Source organism: Aeromonas sp. s8, from assembly GCF_040907785.1.
Classification (GTDB): Bacteria; Pseudomonadota; Gammaproteobacteria; order Enterobacterales; family Aeromonadaceae; genus Aeromonas; species Aeromonas veronii.
In genome coordinates this window covers 38992-59965 of the sequence record NZ_JBFOCL010000015.1, presented here as the reverse complement: position 1 = coordinate 59965, position 20974 = coordinate 38992, and the positions used below count along the sequence as shown (strand labels likewise).

The 20974-nt window shown below is 62.1% G+C and carries 24 protein-coding genes and 2 pseudogenes; 15 read left to right on the top strand and 11 right to left on the bottom strand.

Translation table 11 applies throughout. The annotated features are described in order from the left end of the window. Positions 1–24 precede the first annotated feature (24 nt). Positions 25–147 carry a hypothetical protein gene (locus AB5Y86_RS04295; RefSeq protein WP_005350832.1) on the top strand — a complete coding sequence of 41 codons (123 nt, stop codon included), beginning with the start codon at positions 25–27 and terminating at the stop codon, positions 145–147. Next, the gene (gene rluF / locus AB5Y86_RS04290; protein ID WP_368192235.1) at positions 137–1153 is read left to right on the top strand and encodes a 23S rRNA pseudouridine(2604) synthase RluF; all 1017 of its coding nucleotides are present in this window, start codon (positions 137–139) and stop codon (positions 1151–1153) included. The genes AB5Y86_RS04295 and rluF overlap by 11 nt, the downstream gene beginning before the upstream one ends. 67 nt (positions 1154–1220) lie before the next feature. Here rluF and AB5Y86_RS04285 read toward each other — a convergent pair whose 3' ends face one another. Continuing rightward, entirely contained in the window at positions 1221–2483 is a 1263-nt protein-coding gene (locus AB5Y86_RS04285; protein ID WP_368192234.1) for an MFS transporter, read from the bottom strand. A 176-nt stretch (positions 2484–2659) separates the two neighbouring features. Between AB5Y86_RS04285 and AB5Y86_RS04280 the strand changes: the two genes are divergently transcribed. Beyond that, positions 2660–3502, top strand: a complete 843-nt coding sequence (locus AB5Y86_RS04280; protein ID WP_368192233.1) for a LysR family transcriptional regulator — start codon at positions 2660–2662, stop codon at positions 3500–3502. Between the two features lie 21 nt (positions 3503–3523). Here the strand turns inward: AB5Y86_RS04280 and AB5Y86_RS04275 are convergent, their stop codons facing one another. The 3 genes from AB5Y86_RS04275 to AB5Y86_RS04265 form a co-directional block, all read right to left on the bottom strand. Further along, positions 3524–4723, bottom strand: coding sequence for an MFS transporter (locus AB5Y86_RS04275; RefSeq protein WP_368192232.1), 1200 nt, complete (start codon positions 4721–4723; stop codon positions 3524–3526). Between the two features lie 58 nt (positions 4724–4781). After that, complete coding sequence (gene rsmS, locus AB5Y86_RS04270; RefSeq protein WP_368192231.1) at positions 4782–4964, bottom strand: pleiotropic regulatory protein RsmS; 183 nt, start codon at positions 4962–4964, stop codon at positions 4782–4784. A gap of 94 nt (positions 4965–5058) precedes the next feature. Continuing rightward, positions 5059–5526: an acyl-CoA thioesterase gene (locus tag AB5Y86_RS04265; protein ID WP_041208541.1), complete on the bottom strand. Its 468-nt coding sequence runs from the start codon at positions 5524–5526 to the stop codon at positions 5059–5061. A gap of 138 nt (positions 5527–5664) precedes the next feature. Between AB5Y86_RS04265 and AB5Y86_RS04260 the strand changes: the two genes are divergently transcribed. Continuing rightward, positions 5665–6303 (top strand): tellurite resistance TerB family protein, encoded by a 639-nt coding sequence (locus tag AB5Y86_RS04260; protein WP_042656069.1) that lies wholly within the window; start codon positions 5665–5667, stop codon positions 6301–6303. Positions 6304–6457: 154 nt separating this feature from the next. After that, positions 6458–6916, top strand: a complete 459-nt coding sequence (locus tag AB5Y86_RS04255; protein ID WP_368192230.1) for an N-acetyltransferase family protein — start codon at positions 6458–6460, stop codon at positions 6914–6916. Positions 6917–7009: 93 nt separating this feature from the next. Here AB5Y86_RS04255 and AB5Y86_RS04250 read toward each other — a convergent pair whose 3' ends face one another. After that, positions 7010–8425: a PLP-dependent aminotransferase family protein gene (locus AB5Y86_RS04250; protein WP_368192229.1), complete on the bottom strand. Its 1416-nt coding sequence runs from the start codon at positions 8423–8425 to the stop codon at positions 7010–7012. 122 nt (positions 8426–8547) lie between these two features. Here AB5Y86_RS04250 and AB5Y86_RS04245 point away from each other — a divergent pair, with 122 nt between their 5' ends. The 8 genes from AB5Y86_RS04245 to AB5Y86_RS04210 all read left to right on the top strand — a co-directional run bounded on the left by AB5Y86_RS04245 (position 8548) and on the right by AB5Y86_RS04210 (position 15025). Next, entirely contained in the window at positions 8548–10119 is a 1572-nt protein-coding gene (locus AB5Y86_RS04245; protein WP_368192228.1) for a cytochrome ubiquinol oxidase subunit I, read from the top strand. Continuing rightward, on the top strand, positions 10119–11258 hold the full coding sequence (gene cydB, locus AB5Y86_RS04240) for a cytochrome d ubiquinol oxidase subunit II (protein WP_106843987.1): 1140 nt from the start codon (positions 10119–10121) through the stop codon (positions 11256–11258). The genes AB5Y86_RS04245 and cydB overlap by 1 nt, the downstream gene beginning before the upstream one ends. A 16-nt stretch (positions 11259–11274) precedes the next feature. Then, complete coding sequence (gene cydX, locus AB5Y86_RS04235) at positions 11275–11385, top strand: cytochrome bd-I oxidase subunit CydX (protein WP_005337572.1); 111 nt, start codon at positions 11275–11277, stop codon at positions 11383–11385. Between the two features lie 121 nt (positions 11386–11506). Continuing rightward, a complete protein-coding gene (locus tag AB5Y86_RS04230; RefSeq protein WP_368192227.1) occupies positions 11507–12466 on the top strand; it encodes an MBL fold metallo-hydrolase in 960 nt (319 codons plus the stop codon). Then, positions 12459–12788 (top strand): hypothetical protein, encoded by a 330-nt coding sequence (locus tag AB5Y86_RS04225; RefSeq protein WP_005359650.1) that lies wholly within the window; start codon positions 12459–12461, stop codon positions 12786–12788. The genes AB5Y86_RS04230 and AB5Y86_RS04225 overlap by 8 nt, the downstream gene beginning before the upstream one ends. Further along, positions 12776–13633 (top strand): DUF692 domain-containing protein, encoded by an 858-nt coding sequence (locus tag AB5Y86_RS04220; protein WP_368192226.1) that lies wholly within the window; start codon positions 12776–12778, stop codon positions 13631–13633. Before AB5Y86_RS04225 ends, AB5Y86_RS04220 begins: the two co-directional genes overlap by 13 nt. After that, positions 13626–14420 (top strand): putative DNA-binding domain-containing protein, encoded by a 795-nt coding sequence (locus tag AB5Y86_RS04215; protein ID WP_368192225.1) that lies wholly within the window; start codon positions 13626–13628, stop codon positions 14418–14420. The genes AB5Y86_RS04220 and AB5Y86_RS04215 overlap by 8 nt, the downstream gene beginning before the upstream one ends. After that, positions 14417–15025: a DoxX family protein gene (locus AB5Y86_RS04210; RefSeq protein ID WP_088869289.1), complete on the top strand. Its 609-nt coding sequence runs from the start codon at positions 14417–14419 to the stop codon at positions 15023–15025. The genes AB5Y86_RS04215 and AB5Y86_RS04210 overlap by 4 nt, the downstream gene beginning before the upstream one ends. A gap of 98 nt (positions 15026–15123) precedes the next feature. Here the strand turns inward: AB5Y86_RS04210 and AB5Y86_RS04205 are convergent, their stop codons facing one another. Continuing rightward, the gene (locus tag AB5Y86_RS04205) at positions 15124–15795 is read right to left on the bottom strand and encodes an NAD(P)H-dependent oxidoreductase (RefSeq protein WP_368192224.1); all 672 of its coding nucleotides are present in this window, start codon (positions 15793–15795) and stop codon (positions 15124–15126) included. 154 nt (positions 15796–15949) lie between these two features. Further along, positions 15950–17128, bottom strand: coding sequence for an MFS transporter (locus tag AB5Y86_RS04200; RefSeq protein WP_368192223.1), 1179 nt, complete (start codon positions 17126–17128; stop codon positions 15950–15952). 340 nt (positions 17129–17468) lie between these two features. On the opposite strand from AB5Y86_RS04200, the gene AB5Y86_RS04195 reads away from it, so the two are divergent. After that, the gene (locus AB5Y86_RS04195; RefSeq protein WP_368192222.1) at positions 17469–18479 is read left to right on the top strand and encodes an HAD family hydrolase; all 1011 of its coding nucleotides are present in this window, start codon (positions 17469–17471) and stop codon (positions 18477–18479) included. 162 nt (positions 18480–18641) lie between these two features. Here the strand turns inward: AB5Y86_RS04195 and dkgB are convergent, their stop codons facing one another. From dkgB to AB5Y86_RS04180, 3 genes and pseudogenes are all read right to left on the bottom strand, one after another. Next, positions 18642–19445 (bottom strand): 2,5-didehydrogluconate reductase DkgB, encoded by an 804-nt coding sequence (gene dkgB / locus AB5Y86_RS04190; RefSeq protein ID WP_368192221.1) that lies wholly within the window; start codon positions 19443–19445, stop codon positions 18642–18644. Positions 19446–19510: 65 nt separating this feature from the next. Continuing rightward, complete coding sequence (locus AB5Y86_RS04185) at positions 19511–19807, bottom strand: putative quinol monooxygenase (RefSeq protein ID WP_019446774.1); 297 nt, start codon at positions 19805–19807, stop codon at positions 19511–19513. A gap of 229 nt (positions 19808–20036) precedes the next feature. Continuing rightward, positions 20037–20234: pseudogene (locus AB5Y86_RS04180) on the bottom strand (DUF6404 family protein); the annotation flags it as partial. 23 nt (positions 20235–20257) lie between these two features. Here AB5Y86_RS04180 and AB5Y86_RS04175 point away from each other — a divergent pair. Further along, positions 20258–20471: pseudogene (locus AB5Y86_RS04175) on the top strand (IS4 family transposase); the annotation flags it as partial. A gap of 70 nt (positions 20472–20541) precedes the next feature. On the opposite strand, the gene AB5Y86_RS04170 reads toward AB5Y86_RS04175, so the two are convergent. Then, complete coding sequence (locus tag AB5Y86_RS04170; RefSeq protein WP_144715513.1) at positions 20542–20934, bottom strand: hypothetical protein; 393 nt, start codon at positions 20932–20934, stop codon at positions 20542–20544. Between the last annotated feature and the right edge of the window lie 40 nt (positions 20935–20974).

The following is a 20974-nucleotide window of genomic DNA, read 5'->3' as shown; positions in this document are numbered from 1 at the left end:
GGCCTTTTTTGAAGATGGAATGGTATGCAGAACTTTGACGTAGTGAATTGGCTGATGCAGCAGACAGCCTCCCCGGCGCAGCCGGAACAGGCGATGGCACAACCGGGCGCGGCCCAGACCCTGTGGCAGGTGACCCATGCTGGCTAACGAATCCATGCGCCTGAACAAATACATCAGCGAGAGCGGCATCTGCTCGCGCCGCGAGGCCGACCGCTTTATCGAGCAGGGCCACGTTTTTATCAACGGCAAGCGGGCCGGGATTGGTGATCAGGTGCAGGTTGGCGATCTGGTCAAGGTCAACGGTCAGGTGATCGAGCCGCGCGAGGCGGACAGTCTGGTGCTGATCGCCCTCAACAAGCCGGTGGGCATCGTCAGTACCACAGAGGCGGGCGAGAAGGACAACATCGTCGATTTCGTCAACCACAGCACCCGGGTCTTCCCCATCGGGCGGCTCGACAAGGATTCGCAGGGGCTGATTTTCCTCACCAACCACGGCGATCTGGTCAACAAGATCCTGCGGGCGGGCAACGATCACGAGAAAGAGTATCTGGTGACCGTCGACAAGCCGGTGACCGACGAGTTTGTGCGCGGCATGGCGGCCGGGGTGCCGATCCTCGGTACTGTGACCAAGAAGTGCAAGGTGAAGAAAGAGGCGCCGTTCGTCTTTCGCATCACGCTAGTGCAGGGGCTTAACCGCCAGATCCGCCGCATGTGCGAGCACTTCGGTTTTGAAGTGACCAAGCTCGAGCGCATCCGCATCATGAACGTCAGCCTCAAGGGGCTGCCGGTGGGCGAGTGGCGCGATCTCACCGACGACGAGCTTATCGATCTGTTCAAGCTGATTGAGGACTCCTCCTCTGAGGTGAAACCGGCTAAAGGCGACAAACCGAAGGCGGCCAAGGCCCCTGCGGCGCAAAGCACCAAACCGGGGCAGGGCAAGAAGCCGCGCCGCGATGACGATCACGAGATTGGCGGGCGTCCCAATGTGCCGGGCCCGGAAGCCTTCGAGAAGAAGCTGCCGGTGGGCAAGGGTGGCGCGGGCAAAGGTGCTGCCAATAAAGGTGGTGCTGGCAAAGGGGCTCCCAAGGGGGGCAAACCGGCCGCTGGCAAGCCGCGCACCGCTAACAGCGGACGGCAGAAGAAGGGGCGCTGAGTTGCTCCCCTGAGTGGCGTCAGCCTACCTTGTCATCCCGAACACAGTTATCCCCAACACACCGGCCTCAGGCCGGTGTGTTGTTTTGGGCAGCAGAGCTGGTTGGGAGGGGCGCCGAGATGGTCGGCTCTCTGGCGGTCGGTAACCGCATGACGCAGGGGTAGTGGCGCGGGTCGAGGCGCACTACCAGCAGGCTCATCAGCAGCAATCCTCCCAGCTGCCACTGCCAGGCGGCGGCGAAGTCGCCGAACAAGTGATAGAGCCGCGCCGCCACCCAAGGGCCGGTGGCGGCCAGCATAAAGCCGAATCCCTGCATCAGGGCGCTCAGGGTGCCGGCGCGGCGCGGGTCGGGCAGGTGATCGAGCGCAATCACCATGATGAGGGAAAAACTGCCGCCAAGACCGGCACCGCACAGCATGCACCAGAGAATGGGGGCACTGGCCGGCGCCAGCCAGAGGCCGGCAAATCCCGCCAGCTGTATGGCAATGGCAAGCCCCATCCACGGTCGCCGATCCAGATTGCGGGCGGCCAGCAGCGGCAGGCCGAGGCCGCTGGCAGTCTGGGCCAGCGCCAGCCAGGCGACCAGCTCGCCCGCCTGTGCGGCGCTCCAGCCCTGCGCCATATAGGCGGGGGCCAGCCAGGCCACGACGATGCCGTAGCCGCTGTTGATGATGCCAAAGCAGACGATCAGCAACCAGCTGCGGGGCAGGGTGATCAGCCGCTGTTCGCCGTGGAGAATGGCGACCGCGGCGGCCCGTGGCAGACGCACTTTCCACCCTAGCCAGACGAGGGCCAGCAGCACCGGTACGCTCCAGAGTGCCAGCGCGCGCGACCAGTCGAGGCTGGCCGCCAGCCTTGGGGTAAGGCTGGCTCCGAGCGCGCCACCTCCCATCATGCAGGCAGAGAAGATCCCCATCACCAGCGGCACCTTGCGGGCGAAGGCCTGCTTGATAAGGGCGGGCAGCACTCCCTGCACCAGTGCCGACCCCAATCCACAAAGCGCCGCGCTGGCGATCAGCAAGGCACCACTTTGGGCATCGAAGCGCATTGCGCTGCCAATGCCGAGCAGCAGCAGGGCCGCCCCCAATAGTTGGCACACACTGGCGCGTCTACGCAGGCTGGGGGTGAGCAGCACACCAATCCCGATGAGCCACAGCGGCAACAGGGTAAGCCAGGCGAGGGTATCCATCCCCAGCGACAGGGTGCGGCCAATCTCGCCGCTCAGCGGGCCGATGGCGGTAAGAAAGGGGCGCAGGTTCAGGCCAATCAGGATCACCAGCACCAGCAGGGCGGTCTGGCCTGCGGGTTGATCCGCATTTCGTTGATTCATCGGGTGCTGTTTCCGGTTCTGGGAGAAACAGGGGGCATTCGGGACGCGGAGTCATCGGGGCTGAACATGGCAGATCACCGTCAAAGGAGGCAAAAGCGCCAGCCTAGCGGGGGCGAAAGTCATTTGGAAATTAAATGATAGAATGGGCTTCAGTGGTTTTGTAAATGGAGTGCCCCATGCTGGATCCCCTGTTACTGCGCAGTTTTATCGCCATTATCGACACCGGCAGCTTTACCCGCGCCGGTGAACGGGTCCATCTGACCCAATCCACCATCAGCCAGCAGATCCGCCGCCTTGAGCAACAGCTCGGCTGCCCGCTACTCGATCGCGCTGGCCGTCAGGTGGTGGCGACTGCTGAGGGGGAAAAATTGCTGGGGCTGGCCCGCCGCATTCTGGCGCTGCTGGCGCAGGCCGAGGAGCAGATGAGCGAGGGGAGCATATCCCTCAGCCTCGGGGTGCCGGAGGATTTCGCCGCCGGTGCCATCACCCCGGTGCTGGCCGCCTTTGCCCGCGACTACCCCGAGGTGCGGCTGGAGGTGGAGAGCGGCCTGAGCCACCACATCTGGCAGCGCTTCGCAGCGGGGGAGCTGGATCTGGCGCTGGTCAAGCAGGTGCGCGGACAGGGCTCGCCGCTCGCCAGCTGGAGTGAGCCGCTGGTGTGGGTAGATAGCCGCGACTGGCCAGCGAAGGGGCGTGATCCGCTGCCGCTGGTCGCCTTTCCGAGCGAAGGGCTCTATCGCCAGCAGATGACCGAGGCGCTCGATGGTCTGGGTCGGCGCTGGCGTATCGCCTATGTCAGCGCCAGTCTCGCCAGTTTGCAGGGGGCGGTGAGCGCAGGCATTGGCGTGAGCTTGCTGCCCAAACGGCTGATGCCCGCCGATCAGCTGGCCCTGACCCAGTGGCCCAAGGTGGCATCGGTGGAGCTGGCGCTCCATGCGGCAAAGGATGGGGGCGAGCCGCTCAGCCGCCTGAGTTCGGCCCTGATCGCCCTCTGTGACGAGGTGATGGGGCCGCAGTAACGTAAAGAAGGGGGCGCAGCGCTAGCGCACCTTATGCCTCACGATGAGCAGGGTGAGGATCGCCAGCGTGAAGATGAGCGGGGCCCAGGCTCCGTGATGGCTGATCAGCGTGGCAGCGGCAGCAGCGACGCCAGCAAGGCTTTGCTGCAAGAAACCGCACAGGGCCATGGCATAGGCACCATGCTCTCTGCCATCGCTCACCGCCAACGCCATGCTGTTGGGAAAGAGTATTGCCTGACCGAAAATGATGAGGCAGTAACAAGCCATCATCGCTACCAGCCCAGCGCTGCCTTGCAATGCTCCCATAGACCAGAGCAGCAGGACTACGCCTGCGGCCAGCAGAATGAGCGTGGCGCCCTGATGCATCAGCTGGCGTCCACCCACCCGGGCGACTCGCCGGTTGACTGTCATTGCACCGGCAAAATAGGCTACCCCGATAAGCAGCCCCAGACTACCGAAGGTGGTGACCTCAAGCCCGAACCCTTGTTGCAAAACGAAGGGGCTTACCTCTTGCAGAGTGACCGTGATGGCAAAGCCGATCCCGCCAGCACAGGCTGGCCAGAGAAAACCGGGGCGGCGCAGCAGACTGGCATAACGTGACCACATGCCGCTGCCGATGGCTGCCGGATTGGGGCCCTGCAGTGGTAGGCTGCTCATCAGCACCAGTGCCAGCACGCCGATCCCGGCCATCAGAACGAATCCCAACTGCCAGTGGGCATAGCGGCTGATGATGCCACCAATCCACTGACCGCCGCCCAGCGCAGTGATGAAGGCGATGGAGAGTACCGAGAGGCGGCGCGCCAGCTCAGCCCCCTGCCAGTGATCCCGCACCAGAATGCGGGCAATGATGGTTGCCCCCCCAGCGGCTACTCCTTGCAGGGTTCGCAGGATCAGCAGCAGTGGCCCCTGACTGGTGGTGGCCAGCAGCAGGCTGAGGCCGACAAACAGCAGAAGTGACAGGGCGAGGGGCAAGCGACGGCCGTAGCGATCGGCGGCGGCACCCCAAAACAGCAAAGGCAGGGCGGCCCCAATGATGAACAGGGAGATAGATAATTCAGCCCCCTGTCGGGTCATGGCGAGATCTGTCATCACTACGGGCAGAGAAGGGAGGTAAACGGTGGTGGCCATCTGGGCCATAAAGACAATAAGACAGGCCAGCGTCATGATGCGTGTGGCGATACTTCGGGAGCCTGCTTGTTCAATACATGTCGAATTATCCATTACCGCACCTTGATGCAACAAAAAAGAAACGAAATTGTTGCATGCCAGAGGTGTTTGGTCACCCCTTTGTGTCGCTCAATGTGTTATGGCGGTCGGACTCCTGTATCAGCTTGCGCTCGTAGTCATTTTTTACGATGGTCAGCGCCGCCAGCACCAGCTCGGGGGCCAGCTCATTGGTTTCCAGCAGTTCAATCAGATCCACCGCGAGTTTTACCTCGGGCGGGGCAGTTTCCAGTGACATGGGCAGGGTTCCGGTTGCGGGAAGAGGGGGGATTATACAGGGGCGCCGCCGTTGGCCGAAAGCGCCCGCTCTGTCGGGCTGTGAGGCATGAAGGTCAGAGGTGCTGGCGCATCTCCTTGTCGATCTCCTCGCGCAGGGCGATCAGCTTTTTGGCGTACTGCTGCAACTGCAGATCGCTTTCGCTCAGTGGTTGCCACTGGGGCACCGGGGTCGGTTTGCCCTGCTCATCCATCGCCACAAAGATGATGATGCAGTGGGTGGTCTTGTGGCGCTCGGTCTCGGTGGGGTGGCGGCTGTAGACATCCACCGCCAGATGCATGCTGGTGGTGCCGGTGTGGATCACCTGGGCGTGAACCTCCACCAGCTGGCCAATCTGGATGGGACGCAAAAAGCGGATCCCCCCCACATAGACGGTCACCGCATAGCCGCCACACCAGCCAGCGGCGCAGGCATAGCCCGCCTGATCGATCCACTTCATCACCATGCCGCCGTGTACCTTGCCGCCGAAATTGACGTCGGAGGGTTCGGCCAGAAATTGCAGGGTCAGTTCGCGATTGGGCACAGTTACATCCTTATTGCCTGAAGGGTTTCCCTGAGCTTTGCCCCATCGGCCTGCCCGGTCAAGGGTTCATCCCCGATTCAGGGGGGCGGGGTCACTATCTTGCTCTATCGACGGGAACATAGCCGCAGGAGTGACACCATGAAACAGATGCTGGAACAGTTGCTGGGGGCTGGCAAAGGCTGGCTCAACGAAGGCGGAGACAAGCGCAAGGGGCAGATGCAGGGGGCGCTGGCCGGCGGTGCGCTCGGTCTGCTGCTGGGCAATAAAAAAGTGCGCAAATATGGTGGCAAGGCCGCTGCCGTGGGCGGCGCTGCGGCCCTTGGCGGGCTGGCCTACAAGCTCTATCAGGATTGGCAGGCCCAGCAGGCGGCACCGGCCCAGCCTACCCATCCCATCAGCGGGCTGGAAGGCAATGCGCTGGATGCCCGCGCGGCGCTTTTGGTGCGCGCCATGGTGGCTGCGGCCCGGGCCGATGGCCATATCGACGGCGCCGAGCGCCAGAAAATTCAGGAGTACCTGACCGAACAGGGCCAGAGCGATGTCGCCCGTTGGATTGACGCCGAGCTGGCCCGCCCCCTCGACCCCCACGCGCTGGCGCGGGAAGTGACCGACATGGAGCTGGCCACCGAGGTCTATCTCGCCTCCCTGCTCGCCATCGAGGTGGATCACTTTATGGAGCGCGGTTATCTCGACGAACTGGCGCGCGCCCTCAAACTCGATGACAACCTCAAAGGGAGCATCGAGCGGCAGGTGGCCCAGCTTAACGCCCCCGCCTGATACCCCTCACCGCCATGGATTGCCGATAACGCCCCGCTCAAGGGGCGTTGTTGTTTCTGTTGCCCGTCAAAAGATACGGATGAGGCTATTTGGATTGCGGGGCACAGCCCCTAAGATGGCGCAGGACCATCACGATTTTTGCAAGGAGCAACCGTTGGAGATACGCAAGGCAAGCGAACTGGATATCGATGCCATTGTCGAGCTGAACCGGCAGATAGGAGAGATCCACCATCAGCACTATCCCGAAGTGTTCTGCCCCCCTTCGCCAGAGGAGCGGGCATTTTTGCTCGATGCCATTGCCGCAGAAGGGCGTCTGTTCTGCGTTGCCGAGCAGGATGGTATGGTGGTGGGATTTTTGACTGCGCGGATCGACATCAATGAGAGCGTGCCGTTTCTCACCCGTGCGCCGATTTGCCGGATCGGCTCGGTGGTGGTGGAGGAGCAGCACCGTTCTCGCGGGATTGGCAAGGCGCTGATCGCCCATTGCGGTAAGTGGGCCAAGGCCCGTGATGCTCAGCAAATCCGGCTGGAGGTGATGGCCTTCAACGAGCGCGCCAAAGCCCTCTACGCGTCGCTGGGCTTCAAGGTGCAGTCGCAGATCATGGCCAGATGATCAGTTTTTTATGGCGAGCCAAGGTGCGTCACTCCCCAACCACAAAGGCCCGTTGCGGGCCTTTGTTCGTTTCGCCAGCGGCTCTTTGCCTCGTTACTTTTCGCCGAGTTGCGCGGCAATCAGCGCCGCCAGCCGGGTGAGGGCCTGCTCCAGCTGTTCGCTCCAGGGATGGGAGCTGTTGAGGCGCAGGCAGTGGTTGTGTTGTCCCTGACTGGAAAAGAGCGCGCCGGGGGCTACTGAAAAACCGCTGCCCAGAGCCTTGGCGTGCAGGGTGCGGCTGTCGAAATGGGCAGGCAGCGCCAGCCAGAGAAAGTAGCCGCCATCGGGGGAGGAGATCCGTACCTCGTCCGGCAACAGCCGTTGCAGGGCCGCCCGCATCTGCTGCTGGCGCTGGGCCAGGGTGTGGCGCAGGCGGCGAAAGTGGGCATCGACCCCGCCCTGGCGCAGCATCTCGGCCAGCGCCAGCTGGCTCGGTACATTGGTGGAGAGGGTGGACATCAGCTGCAGCCGCTGAACCCGCTCGGCATGGGGCCCCGCTACCACCCAGCCGACCCGAAAACCCGGCGCCAAGCATTTGGAAAAGGAGCTGCAGAGCAGGCTGTCGCCACGCTGATCCCAGTGGCGGATCGGCTTGGGGCGCTCGCGGCCAAAGTAGACCTCGGCATAGACGTCATCCTCCACCAGCGGCACCTTGTGGGCGTTGAGCAGTGCCATCAGCCCCTGTTTGTGCGCATCGGGCATGGTGTGGCCCAGCGGGTGCTGCACATTGCCCATCAGCCAGCACGCCTTGATCGGCATCTGGCTGAGGGCGTCGGCCAGCAGGTCGAGATCGATGCCCACCCCCGGAATGACCGGGATCTCCACCGCCTTGAGTTTCAGCCGCTCGATGGCCTGCAGGGCGCCATAGAAGGTGGGGGACTCCACCACCACCCAGTCACCGGGCTCGGTCAGCACCTGCAGGCTGAGGGAGAGCGCCTCCATGGCGCCTGTGGTGATGATGATCTCCTGCGGATTGACCGCCACCCCGTCGCTGGCGTAGCGCTGGGCGATGGCACGGCGCAGCGCCTCGTTGCCGGGGGGCAGGTCGGCCACCGTGCTGAAGGGATCGAGCTTGCGCATGCAGCTGGCCAGCGCCCGCCCGAGCTGGGGATGGGGGAACAGGGTCGGGTCTGCTACCGACATGCCAAGGGGCACCAGATCCCGCGATTTGCTCGCCTGCAACACCTCGAACACCAGATCGTTGATATCCACCGAGCCGCTGTAGTGGGTCTGGCTCGGCGTGTGCTGCACGACCTGTGGTGAGGCGGCTTTGACGTAGTAGCCGGACTGGGGGCGGGCGAGGATCCGCCCCTGACTTTCGAGCAGTTGATAGGCCTGCAACACTGTCATGGGGCTGAGCCCATGGGTCTTGCAGCTCTGGCGAATGGAGGGGATACGCTCCCCCGGTTGCCAGATGCCATCGTCGATCTGGCTTTGCAGGCGGTCGGCCAACTGCTGGTAAAGGGACATGATCTGGATCAACTGTTATAGGTGTAATTCAATATAACTGCATCTGTTATAGGTGTCATGCTCCGTGATGTACTTGTCATGCACGAAACGTGCAAGGCAAATACAACAAAAGAGAGTGACGCATGATCAATCCGGATGACGTGGTCAGCCTGTCTCGCCTGCAATTTGGCGCCACGGCCCTGTTCCACTTCCTGTTTGTGCCCCTCACGCTGGGGCTGTCCTGGATCCTGGTGATCGCCGAGTCGGCTTATGTGATGACCGGCAAGGTGATCTATCAGGACATCACCCGCTTCTGGGGCAAACTGTTTGGCATCAACTTCGTCATGGGGGTCACCACGGGGATCACCATGGAGTTTCAGTTCGGCACCAACTGGGCTTACTACTCCCACTATGTGGGGGACATCTTCGGTACTCCGCTGGCCATCGAGGGGCTGATGGCCTTCTTCCTCGAATCGACCCTGGTGGGGCTCTTCTTCTTCGGCTGGGACAAGCTCTCCCGCGGCAAACACCTGCTGGTGACCATGCTGGTGGCGCTCGGCTCCAACCTCTCGGCACTGTGGATCCTGATCGGCAACGGCTGGATGCAAAACCCGGTGGGGGCCGAGTTCAACCTGCTGACCCAGCGCATGGAGCTGGTGGATATCGCCGCCGTGCTCTTTAACCCGGTGGCGCAGGTGAAGTTTGTTCACACCGTTGCGGCGGGCTATGTGGCGGCCTCCATGTTCGTGATGGGGGTGAGCAGCTGGTATCTGCTGCGCAAAACCGAGGTGCAGTTTGCCCTGCGCTCCTTCGCCATTGCCTCCGGCTTCGGGCTGGCGGCCATCCTCTCGGTCATCGTGCTCGGGGATGAGTCGGGCTATCGCACCGGCGAGGTGCAGAAGGTCAAGCTCGCCGCCATCGAGGCGGAGTGGGAGACCGAGCCGGCCCCTGCGTCATTCACCCTGTTCGGCTTCCCGGATCAGCAGGCGGAAACCACCCATGCCGCCATCAAGATCCCGTATCTGATGGGGATCATCGCCACCCGCTCCATCGACGAGGCGGTGACCGGCCTCAAGGATATCAAGGTGCAGAACGAGGCGCGCATTCGCAGCGGCATGGTAGCGGCAGAGGCCCTCGAGCAGATCCGGCAGGGCGATGACACCCCGGCCAACCGCGCTCGCTTCGAGCAGCATGGCAAGGATCTCGGCTACGGCATGCTGCTCACCCCCTATGCCAGCAATATCGCCAAGGCCGGTGAGGCAGAGATTGCCAAGGCGGTCGATGACTCCATCCCGCCGGTGGCGCCACTGTTCTGGGGCTTTCGGGTGATGGTGGGGCTTGGCGTCACCATGCTGGGGCTGATGGTGGTGAGCTTTGTTCAGCTCTGCCGCAACCGGCTGCAAGACTCACCGCGCCTGCTCAAGACCCTGCTCTGGAGCATTCCGCTGCCCTGGATTGCCATCGAGGCGGGCTGGCTGGTGGCCGAGCTCGGCCGTCAACCCTGGACCATCAGCGACGTGCTGCCGGTCTCGGCCTCGGTCTCTTTGCTTCAGCCGGGCCAGCTCTGGTTCAGTCTCATCGCCATCTGTTCCATCTACACCCTGCTGCTGGTGGTGGAGCTGTTCCTGTTGCGCCATGTGATCCGCAAGGGGCCCGCCATTCTCCATACCGGCCGCTACTGCGGTGAACAACCCGAACTTGCGAGGATCGCCTGATGGATTACGCAACCCTGAAACTCATCTGGTGGGCGCTGGTGCTCTTCATGATGGTCGGTTTTATCGTGATGGATGGCTTCGATCTCGGCATCGCCATGCTGCTGCCGGTGGTGTCGAAAGATGACGACGACCGCCGTCTGGTGATCAACAGCGTGGGGCCGGTTTGGGAGGGCAATCAGGTGTGGCTGATTGCCGGTGCCGGTGCCCTGTTCGCCGCCTGGCCGTTGGTCTATGCCGCCGCCTTCTCGGGGCTCTACATCCCCATGGTGGTGCTGCTGCTCGGGCTATTTTTGCGTCCGGTCGGTTTTGACTATCGCAGCAAGCTGGCCGATCCGGTGTGGCGCCGCTGGTGGGATCGGGCGCTGGTGGCCGGTGGCCTGATACCGGCGCTCATCCTCGGTGCGGCTATCGGTCTGGTGATGGAAGGGCTGCCGTTTCGCTTCGACACGGCGCTGCGTCTGCACTATGGCGCGTTCGACTTCCACTGGGGCTGGCTGCTCTCGGTGCTGGCCACTGCCATCAGCCTGTTGCTGCTGCACGGCGCCGGTTTTCTACAAGCCAAGGTGACCGGCACTCCTGCGCTGCGCGCACGGGGGATCGCCATCCTGCTGGCCCCGCTGGTGAGCCTCTGCTACCTGCTGGCTGGTTGGCATCTGGTGGATCTGCAAGGGTTTCAGCTGACCGGTGTCGGCACACAACCCTTTGACCCGAATGCCGCCATCAGCCCGCTGATGAAGGGGGTGATCCCCCACGCCGGAGGCTGGCTGCGCAACTACTTTGACTATCCGCTGCTGTGGCTGGTGCCGATCATCGGGACGCTGGCGCCGCTGGTGAGCGGGATTGCCTCCTGGCTGGAGCGGGGCCGGATTGCGCTGCTGGCCAGCGCCATCGCCTGCGCCGCCATGCTCTGCTCGGTGGCCATCGCCCTGTTCCCCTTCGTGCTGCCCTCATCCCTCGATGCGGTCAGCAGCCTGACCCTGTGGGACAGCACCTCCAGTTACAAGACCCTGGCCATCATGTTCGGCCTCGTGCTGGTGCTGATGCCGGTCAACCTGGGCTACACCGGCTGGGTCTATCGGGTGGTGCGCGGCAAGCTCGACCGTGCCCGCATCAAGCGCGACAGCCATCAACTCTACTGACCTCAAGGGATCTGCTATGTGGTACTTCACCTGGATTTTGGGCCTCGGATTCGCCCTGCTGCTGGGCCTGTGCAACCTGCTCTGGCTGGAAGCGCGCTGGCAGGCGGACGAACGGGACGGTAACTGACGGCGGGGGGCTCGCGCCCCGCCACGGCCGGTGGTTGGCGTTCATACGTCGCCATCGGCCCCTCTCTCCCCCTCTTTAAACGACACACTTTCAACCGACAACCAACCGACAGGTAATTGTGATGAAACAGAGATTGAAAGCGGTGGCGCTGGCCATCGGGTGCGCGCTCACCGTCGCCCCGGCCTGTGCCGAGCCGGTACAACTGACACCACTGGATAAAACCTTCACCCTGCAGGTGCTCGGCAGTGGCGGCCCCATCTCCGACGACCTTCGCGCCTCCTCCAGCGAGGTGATCTGGTGGAAGGGGAAATCCCGCATCCTGATCGATGCCGGTGGCGGCGTCTACCTGCGCTTCGGCCAGGCGGGGGCCAAGCTCGAAGAGGTCGATTTTATCGGCATCACCCACTTCCACACCGACCATGTGACTGACCTGCCCGCCCTGCTCAAGGGGGCCTACTTCTTCGAGCGCAGCGATCCGCTGGATCTGGCGGGGCCGCAAGCCGGCTCGGCCTTCCCCAGCATGAGCGGCTACTTTGATGCCCTCTTCAACAAGGACAAGGGCGCTTATGCCTACCTGAGCGGCTTCAAGGATGGCACCGATGGCCTCTTCCCCATCACTTTGCACGATGTGCCCTACCAGAGCCTGCAGCCCCACACCGTCTATCAGCAGGATGGGCTGACCATCACCGCGCTCGGTATCCCTCACGGTGACGTGCCCTGTCTGGCCTATCGCATCGAGAGCGCCGAGGGAACCATCGTTATCTCGGCGGATCAGAACGGCAGCAACCCGGCCTTTGTGCCGTTTGCCAAGGGGGCCGACATTCTGGTGATGCCGCTCGCCATCCACGAGGGGGCCGACCCGGTTTCGGCCTCGCTTCATGCCAAGCCATCGGTGGTGGCCAAGATTGCCGCCGAGGTGAACCCCAAGTTGCTGGTGCTCAACCACTGGATGGGGGTTGGCCTCAATCACAAGAAAGAGGCGATGGCCATCGTCAAACAGCAGTTCCACGGCCAGATCGTGGCCGCCCGCGATCTCTCCAGCTACCCCGTTTCATCCGTCAAGGAGTCCGCCCATGAGTAACTCAAGCAGCAACAAAACCACCGGCAAACTGACCCTCTCCATCGCCATGACCAGCCTGATTGCCCTGACTCCGGGGCTGGCGCTGGCGGCCACCCCGAGCGATGCCCCAGTCAAGGCCGCCCCCAGCGAACAGCACGGTGGCAAGTGTGCGGCGGGCAAGTGCGGCACCGAGAAGCGCTTCGAGAAGCAAGCCCTCGACAGTGATCCGCAGGGGCGGCTGGTGCGCGCCCGCGATGGCAAGTGCGGCGTGGCGGGCGAGGGGATTGATGGCGACAGCTCCAGCAACGGCAGCAAGATGACGGAGGGGGTATGCGGCCAATAAGCTCCCGCAGTCGCGGGATCGGGCTGCGCCAGGAGCATCTGGATGCGCTCTGCTCCGGCCCCGTCCGCCCCGGCATCGACTTTCTCGAGCTGGCGCCGGAGAACTGGATGGCCATCGGCGGCGCCAAGCGGGCGCAGCTGCATCAGCTGGCCGAGCGTTACCCGCTGGTGGCCCACGGTCTCAGCCTCTCCCTCGGCGATTGTCAGCCCCTCAATCGCACTTTGCTCAGCCAGATCCGCACCTTTCTGGACGAGTTCGGCATCGGGATCTACAGCGAGCACCTGAGCTTTTCCCGCGACCAGCAGGGGTATCTTTACGAGCTTTTACCGGTGCCGCGCCAGTGGGAGAACATCCCCTATCTGGCCGAGCGGATCGCGCAGGTGCAGGAGGCGCTGGCCCGTCCGCTGGTGCTGGAAAATATCTCCTACTACCACGGCTATGACCACGAGATGCCGGAGGAGGATTTTCTCGCCGAGCTGGTGGCGCGCAGCGGCTGCGAGCTGCTGCTCGATATCAACAACGTCTTTGTGAACAGCCGCAACCACGGTTACTGCCCCAAACGGATGATCGCCGGACTGCCGAGCAATGCGATCCGCTATTTCCATATCGCCGGTCATCTGGAAGAGGCGGACGGCACTTTATTGGATACCCATGGCAAACCGGTGTGCGAGGAGGTGGTGGCGCTGGCCCGTTATACGGTGCAGACCCACGGCCTGCGCCCCCTGTTGCTGGAGCGGGATCACCATCTGCCACCGCTGGCAGAGCTGGAGGCCGAGCTGGCACGGGTGCACGGCGCCTGTTGCGAGGCGCTCGACCATCAGGTGCGGGAGGTGCGCTATGGATAGACGGTTATCTCTGATCACATCGTCCAAAACGGCGCCGCAGCGGATGCAGCAGCAGACCGCCTGGCTGGCGAGCCGGGTGCGGCTGCCGCAGGATGGCATCGCCAGCCACTATGCCCGCAGCGTGCGCGCCAATGTGGCGTCGGTGCTGGAGAGCGCTTTTCCGCTCACCCACGCTCACTGGGCGCCGGTGGACAGGTGGCAACTGGTGGAGGGCTTTGTCATCGCGCACGGCGCCGAGGCCCCCGAGTTTCACCATATCGCCACCGAGTTTGTCCGCTATGTGCAGCATCGCCACGGCGAGGGCTCTCTCAACTGGCCCTGGCAGCGGCTGGCACTGTTGGAGTACGAGTGGGCCTGCCTCTGTGTCGAGATTGATGAAGGGGTAGTGCCGCAAGTTATATCGGGGGTTGAGGTGACGGCGGAGAGTTCGTTTGTGCTCAATCCTACCCTGCAACTGCTTGAGCTCCCCTTTGCCATTCGTCGCAGCGGCGTGGTGCCGACCCGGCAGGGCAGCCACTTCTATGGCCTTTTTCGCAGCCCGGATCATCAGGTGGTGACCCAGCGGTTGCGCGAATGGGACGTGGCCCTGATCCAGTTGCTGCAACAGCAGCCTGGGATCACCCAAGCCGCGTTCCAGCAACAGGTGCAACAGGTTCGCAGTGATTTTGATCTGAGCGAGTGGGCGCGCCATTTTCACCGGCTGGGTCTGTTGATCCTGCCCGTCGGTGAGCGCCAGCCCGGCGCCCCCTTGCACCCATTTAGCAAACACCAAGGAGAATTCCCATGAACAACACCCTGATCCAGTGGTACGAGCGGGCGGTGGCCCAGTGCAAGCGGCTCGATTTTCTGGCCCTGCTGGCCATTCGCCTCTATCTCATTCCGGTCATCTATGTGGGGGCCCACTCCAAGGTGGTGGGCTTTGCCGGCACGGTTGCCTGGTTTGGCGCGCCAGTCTCGGAAGGGGGGCTCAACCTGCCGTTCCCGACCCTGCTCGCCTTTCTGGCGGCGGGCACCGAGGTGCTGGGCTGCATCTGCATCGCCCTTGGCCTCTTTACCCGCATCATGGCCATTCCCACCATCTTCCTGATGAGTGTGGCGAGCGCCATGGTGCACTGGAAGCACGGCTGGGACGCCATCGCCACCGGCAGCATGGAGGCCACCTTGCGCCTCAACGGCTTTATCGAGTGGCTGGCTGCCAACTTCCCCGGTCGCTACAACTACATCACCGAGCTCGGGGATCCCGTGATGCTCAACAACGGGATGGAGTTTGCCGCCACCTACTTTGTGATGCTGCTGGTGCTGCTGGTTTACGGCGGTGGTCGCTACGTCAGCCTCGACTACTGGCTCAAACGTGCCGTGACCGGCAAAGCCGGCGTGCAACAGGCGGCATAAGGCCCGCTAACGGATAACAAAAACCATAACGACAGAGCGTGAAAAACAGCGAGCGGCCGGGTGCCGCTCGCTGTTTTTGTGCTTTTGGGGGGCAGCCGTTACTGGTAGCGGCCGACCGCGATGGGGGACTCCTGCTCAATCTGGCCAAGGCGCTCGGCCCACTGGGCGAGCCAGGCTTCCCGCTCTTCTTGCGAGACCCGCACCGGGGCATAGCAGATATGGGGGCGCAGCACATCGAAGCCGACAAATTGCAGGATCCCGCGTTGGATAGGGCGCAGCACCCCGTCGATATCGCCGTTGAAGCCGTCGGGCAGATAGGTCTCGGCAGGGCCGCCGGTGGTGAGGCTCAGCAACGCCCGCTTGCCGCGAAACTTGCCGCTCTCGTAGATATGGCCCTGACCGTAGACCCGTCCCATGGCAAAGACTCTATCCACCCACCCCTTGAGGATGGCGGGCAGGCCAAACCACCAGAGCGGGAACTGGAAGATCAGCAGATCGGCCGCCTCCAGCTTTTGCATCTCCTGCTCCAGCTGCGGGGCGAAGCTGCCCTGCTCGGTGGCAGCCAGCTCTTCAAGCTGCAGCTTGAGAAAATCGGGATCGCTGGCGGCGGTGAAGTTGCGCCGATCCGAGACGGGATCAAAGACCATGGCATAGAGATCGCTGGTCATCACCGTGTGGCCCGCCTGCTCCAGCGCCTTGATGGCGTGACAGAAGAGGGCACCGTTGAAACTTTTGGGTTCGGGATGGGCATAGACGATAAGCACCTTCATAACAGACTCCGTGGCAAATGATGCTAGGGGGCAGGCTTGGTTACTGAAACAGTTGCTGAAATGGTTGCCGGGTTGTCGCTGTGTCACAGCATAGAAGCCTGCCGCGCCGATTGCAGCAGGCGCCACGCCCTTGCGTGACGCCTGCTGGCGCAGCTTATGCCTGACAGGCGGCGAGCCGGAGGGCTTCGCGGCGCTCGCTGACATGGGTCAACCCGTAGGCCAGCAGCACGATAAGGGCGCCGATCCAGGGGGTGTGCATCAGGCCGAGGTGCTCTACCACCAAGCCACCGACCACGGAGCCGAGCGCAATGCCGACGTTGAAGGCGGCAATATTGAGGCCCGATGCCACATCCACCGCCTTGGGGGTGTGCAGCTCGGCCTGCTTCACCACCAGTACCTGCAGACCCGGCACGTTGCCGAAGGCAAAGGCGCCCCACACCAGCACGGTGAGCACCGCCAGCACCGGATGGGGTGCGGTGAAGGTGAGGGCCAGCAGCACCAGCGCCAGACCGGCAAACAGCAGCTTCAGTGCAGGCAGGGGGCCCATCTTGTCGGCCAGCTTGCCACCCCAGATATTGCCGACGGCAACCGATACCCCGTAGACCAGCAGGATCAGGCTCACCGCACTGGCGCTAAAGCCGCTCACCTGCTGCAGGATGGGGGCGAGGAAGGTAAAAGCGGTGAAGGCGCCGCCATAACCGAGGGCGGTTTTGGCGTAGACCAGCAGCAGCGGCTTTTGGGTCAGTACCGAGAGTTGCTCGCGGATGGTTGAGGCTGCCCCCTTGGGCAGGTTGTTCGGGATCAGCAGCAGGCTACCCACCATGGCGACCAAACCGAGCAGGCTTACCACCAGAAAGGTTTCACGCCAGCCAAAGACCTGACCAATCCAGGTGCCGAGCGGTACGCCGGTCACCAGCGCCACGGTGAGGCCGCTGAACATGATGGCGATGGCGCTTGCCGCCTTCTCTTTGGCCACAAGACCCGTGGCGATGGTGCTGCCCACCGAGAAGAAGACCCCGTGCGCCAATCCGGTCAGGATGCGGGCCACAATCAGGCTCTCGTAACCGGGGGCCTGCCAGGCCAGCAGGTTGCCGGCGGTAAAGAGCGCCATCAGCCCTACCAGCAGCCACTTGCGCGGCACTTTGCCGGTCAGCGCCGTGAGCACAGGGGCGCCGATGGCTACCCCAAGGGCATAGAGGCTGACCAACAGGCCCGCGGAGGGGAGCGAGACATTGAGCTGCTCGGCGATGGTAGGGATAAGCCCCACGATCACAAATTCGGTGGTGCCGATCGCAAAGGCACTCAGGGTAAGGGCAAATAACGCCAGTGGCATAACAACTCCTTGGTTTGGGACTCCCGACGGGAGAATGGCGCCAGTATGCCGATGGGTTTTGTTGGCAAAAATGACGGTGACATCAAATTACTTTTGCCAAATAAGCAGCAATGGCGATGAGTGGGAGGGGGTTGTGTTGCCCGCGGCGTGAGCGCAACGCAGTGATCTGCCTCGCAGAACGGGATGACCGCTGCTCCTTTTCTGAGCTTGCTTAAGCTCCAGTACAAGCTGGCCGCCATAGGATTTTCCCTGTGAAACCCGTGTGTGTTGAACCCATGTGCGCCGGTGGTGTGATGGCCGTGCGTTTTCATCGACAGGCAATATCCAGCTGACAGGTAACATGATGATATTGAATCGACTCTCCTCTCTTTTGCTGCTGTGCGGCGCCTTTGCGGTACAGGCTGGCCAGAGCGATCCCCTCTCTGCCTGGAATGACACGGCGGCCAAGCAGGCGATTACCCGCTGGGTGACCAATGCCACCGATCAGCAGCAGGCCACTTTTATTCCGCCAGAGAAGCGCCATGTGGTGTTTGACAATGACGGCACCCTCTGGCCGGAAGCGCCCATGACCTATCAGCTGCAGTTTGCGATGGACGAGATCAAGCGCCTGGCGCCGGAACACCCGGAGTGGAAGGCTGACCCCATCGTCGCGGCAGTGCTGAACAACGACCTCAAAGCCGTGGCCAAATCGGGGGAGAAGGGGCTCGCCAAGTTGGTGGGACTGACCCACAGCGGCATGACTACCACCGAGTTTGCCGAGCGGGTCACTCGCTGGATCAACAGCAGCAAGGATCCCCGTTTTGGCTGCCACTACGATCAGCTCGGTTATCTGCCGATGAAGCAGCTGTTGGGGTATCTGCGGGATAATGGCTTCCAGACCTGGATTGTCTCCGGCGGTGGCATCGATTTTATGCGGGTGATGTCCGAGCAGATGTATGGCATCCCGCCCCAGCAGGTGATTGGCTCCTTTACCCTCGGCGAGTTTGCCTTGACCGGGGAGGGCAGCGAGATCCGCAAGACCATGAACGGCGCCTATTTCGATGACAGCAAGGCGAAACCGGCCGCCATTCACCTCTTTATGGGGCAGCGTCCGGTCGGCGCCTTTGGCAACAGCGATGGCGACGTGCCCATGCTGCAATACACCTCGACCAACCCGGATTACCACACCTTCGGCCTGCTGGTGCACCACACCGATGCCAAGCGCGAATACGCCTACGACAGTCATCCGCCAGTCAGCGGCAAGCTGATCGACGGGCTGGCGCAGGCAAAAGCGCGGGGCTGGGTGGTGGTCGATATGAAATCAGACTGGAAGCAAGTGTTCGATCCCGCCCTTTGCCAGAACGCGCCCTGATTGCGGCGCTGCATCTGGCATCAATATGGCGACTGGACGTTCAGCAAGCGCGGCAAAGCGTGAGGCAAGAAAAGAGACAGGGAGAGCATGATGCTCTCCCTGTTTTATCTGGCTTGCTGGCAGAGCCGGCCTTTCTTTCGCGTTAGTCTCACGTCTTTCGCGTCAGTCCCATGCGGGGGCAAAGTCGGGATTGGCGCAGCGCTCGCCCCGATCCAGCGTGGCGATGGCGGACATCTCCTCGCAGCTCAAAGTGATATCAAGAGCGGCCAGATTGGCAGCCTGATTCTCCCGCTTGGTGGAGCTCGGGATCACTGTCATGCCCTGCGCCAGCAGCCAGGCTAGCGACACCTGTGCCGCCGATACCCCGTGGCGCTGGCCAATCTCCATCAGCAGCGGCTCGCTCAGCACCTTGCCATAGGCGAGCGGCATATAGGCGGTGACGGCGATACCCTGGGCTTTGCAGAACTCGACCACCTTGCGGTTTTGCAGCAGTGGATGAACCTCGATCTGCTGGTGGGCGATGGCCCCAGGCCCCAAAATCTCGATAGCCTGTTTGAGCTGGGCCACGGTGAAGTTGGAGACCCCGATCTCCCGGCTCAGGCCCCGGGCCTTGGCCTCGGCCAACTGCTCCAGATAGACTGCCATCGGCACCTCATCCTTGGGGGAGGGCCAGTGGATCAGCGCCAGATCCAGATAGTCGGTGCCCAGTTTTTCCAGGCTCACCTCAAGGCTCGGGATCAGCTTGCCCGGGCCAAACTCGCTGGTCCACACCTTGGTGGTCAGGTAGATCTCGTGACGGGCAATGGCACTGCGGGTCAGCACGGCGCCGACCTCGGCTTCGTTGTCATAGATCTGGGCGGTATCGATATGGCGATAGCCCAGCTCCAGACCGTTGGTCAGGGTGGCAAGCAGCGGCTCGCCCTTCAGGCGGAAGGTGCCCAGACCCATGGGTGGCATATTGATCATCTTGTTCCTCAATGGGGTGGTGGTTGGCCCTTGATGGGCTGAACAGAAACAGGCTCTAGGGCCAGTCAGGCGCCCAGTGGCTGATAGCGGCGAATGGTGCTGCTGGCAAACCAGGGCTCGGCCTTGGCGACAAACTCGGTAAAGTGGGGTTGGCCCTGATGGGCGGTGAGGGCCGCTTCGCTCTCCCACACCTCGTAGAGCATCCAGCTGTGTGGATTGTCCAAGTCCTGATGTAGCTGATAGCGCTGGCAACCCGCCTCTTGCAAGGTGGCCGCAATCAGTGGCTCAAGGGCGGCGCGAAACTGGGGGGCGAATTCGGGTTTGGCTTCAAGCTGGGCAATCACAATCACGGGTGATGACATCTGAACCTCCTTGGCAAAAACGAAGGGTCACTATGCCTGCCGTGACTTGCTGGAAACAGGGCGCTGGTCGCAAAACAGTATTGAGGGGAGAGCAGCAATCCTGTAGCAAGAAATACATGGCGCAAGTGCCATGGTGGCATGAAATCCAAGAGAAAAAGGGCGGAAGTAGCGCCCTGTATCATCAGGTCTGGGAAGGTTCTGACCAGACTGCAAACTCATTGCCGCGGGGCTAAGCAAGTTGTTCCCACGGGGTAAGTTTAAGCTGCTTGCGCCGCAGCCAAGATGCCATGAACAGGCCGAACAATCCTGTAAATAACACGTTCTGGCGCAGGGCAAATAGTGGGTCTGTCCCCATTGTTTGCCAGCTGAAAAACCACATCATTACACCTCATACTAAACCCCGAATACCAGAAAGTTGGTTAACTACTCCTGATGGTGAAGATGGCTGAGAGCCAACTGCGTTTTTACATCGCGTTGTGTCTCTCATCCATGAACTGAGCTGCATGTCGCACATGTCACCGGGGACTATCCCGAAGCCGGTAACTGAGCTGGATAAGCTGGTGGGGCAGTTTGTGCTGCCGGAACGAAGGGCGCGGAGTTAACGCTGCGTGAACGTAAGGTCACAAAAATATAGTGTGAAAAAAAGCCAATCAAGACAGCTTAAGTCATGTTGAACTGACTGGCATTAGGCCAATGTGCCGGATTTTTTTATTTCACAGAGTGAGTAATGACTATCAGGGACAGGGAACCGGAGTAAAAGAGTCTTGCCCCTGACAACGCCAGCCCATTTCTGCCTCCCGCATCTGCCACAGGTTGTTGCTGCGATAGAGGGTCAGGATGTAGATCATGTCGCTCTTGCTGCCGTCGAGGGCGACCGAGAGCACCAGATCATTGTCCAGCTGCTGGGCATGGATGCGACTGGGTGTGTCGCTATGACCGACGAATCGCAGAGCGACCTCACGGTAGTCATTAACCCAGTTTTGCTGTTGATGGCTTGCCTGGCGTATCTGTTGGTTGAATTGCTGCACCGGCGCCGAGGCCAGTCGTCCAAATACCACTTGTGCTTCGGCGTGGGCTGCCGTCACGTTCGCCAGGAGGAGGGTGGTAAGCATACCGATTTTTCGCATGAGAAGTTCCGGCTAACAACGACTGCTTCTATGACAACAG

Excerpts from the sequence above, each read along its gene's own strand:
- AB5Y86_RS04295 (WP_005350832.1), top strand. The coding sequence starts at position 25 with ATGCAGAACTTTGACGTAGTGAATTGGCTGATGCAGCAGACAGCCTCC.
- rluF (WP_368192235.1), top strand. The coding sequence starts at position 137 with ATGCTGGCTAACGAATCCATGCGCCTGAACAAATACATCAGCGAGAGC.
- AB5Y86_RS04285 (WP_368192234.1), bottom strand. The coding sequence starts at position 2,483 with ATGAATCAACGAAATGCGGATCAACCCGCAGGCCAGACCGCCCTGCTG.
- AB5Y86_RS04280 (WP_368192233.1), top strand. The coding sequence starts at position 2,660 with ATGCTGGATCCCCTGTTACTGCGCAGTTTTATCGCCATTATCGACACC.
- AB5Y86_RS04275 (WP_368192232.1), bottom strand. The coding sequence starts at position 4,723 with ATGGATAATTCGACATGTATTGAACAAGCAGGCTCCCGAAGTATCGCC.
- rsmS (WP_368192231.1), bottom strand. The coding sequence starts at position 4,964 with ATGTCACTGGAAACTGCCCCGCCCGAGGTAAAACTCGCGGTGGATCTG.
- AB5Y86_RS04260 (WP_042656069.1), top strand. The coding sequence starts at position 5,665 with ATGAAACAGATGCTGGAACAGTTGCTGGGGGCTGGCAAAGGCTGGCTC.
- AB5Y86_RS04250 (WP_368192229.1), bottom strand. The coding sequence starts at position 8,425 with ATGTCCCTTTACCAGCAGTTGGCCGACCGCCTGCAAAGCCAGATCGAC.
- AB5Y86_RS04245 (WP_368192228.1), top strand. The coding sequence starts at position 8,548 with ATGATCAATCCGGATGACGTGGTCAGCCTGTCTCGCCTGCAATTTGGC.
- cydB (WP_106843987.1), top strand. The coding sequence starts at position 10,119 with ATGGATTACGCAACCCTGAAACTCATCTGGTGGGCGCTGGTGCTCTTC.
- cydX (WP_005337572.1), top strand. The coding sequence starts at position 11,275 with ATGTGGTACTTCACCTGGATTTTGGGCCTCGGATTCGCCCTGCTGCTG.
- AB5Y86_RS04230 (WP_368192227.1), top strand. The coding sequence starts at position 11,507 with ATGAAACAGAGATTGAAAGCGGTGGCGCTGGCCATCGGGTGCGCGCTC.
- AB5Y86_RS04225 (WP_005359650.1), top strand. The coding sequence starts at position 12,459 with ATGAGTAACTCAAGCAGCAACAAAACCACCGGCAAACTGACCCTCTCC.
- AB5Y86_RS04220 (WP_368192226.1), top strand. The coding sequence starts at position 12,776 with ATGCGGCCAATAAGCTCCCGCAGTCGCGGGATCGGGCTGCGCCAGGAG.
- AB5Y86_RS04215 (WP_368192225.1), top strand. The coding sequence starts at position 13,626 with ATGGATAGACGGTTATCTCTGATCACATCGTCCAAAACGGCGCCGCAG.
- AB5Y86_RS04210 (WP_088869289.1), top strand. The coding sequence starts at position 14,417 with ATGAACAACACCCTGATCCAGTGGTACGAGCGGGCGGTGGCCCAGTGC.
- AB5Y86_RS04205 (WP_368192224.1), bottom strand. The coding sequence starts at position 15,795 with ATGAAGGTGCTTATCGTCTATGCCCATCCCGAACCCAAAAGTTTCAAC.
- AB5Y86_RS04200 (WP_368192223.1), bottom strand. The coding sequence starts at position 17,128 with ATGCCACTGGCGTTATTTGCCCTTACCCTGAGTGCCTTTGCGATCGGC.
- AB5Y86_RS04195 (WP_368192222.1), top strand. The coding sequence starts at position 17,469 with ATGATGATATTGAATCGACTCTCCTCTCTTTTGCTGCTGTGCGGCGCC.
- dkgB (WP_368192221.1), bottom strand. The coding sequence starts at position 19,445 with ATGATCAATATGCCACCCATGGGTCTGGGCACCTTCCGCCTGAAGGGC.
- AB5Y86_RS04185 (WP_019446774.1), bottom strand. The coding sequence starts at position 19,807 with ATGTCATCACCCGTGATTGTGATTGCCCAGCTTGAAGCCAAACCCGAA.
- AB5Y86_RS04170 (WP_144715513.1), bottom strand. The coding sequence starts at position 20,934 with ATGCGAAAAATCGGTATGCTTACCACCCTCCTCCTGGCGAACGTGACG.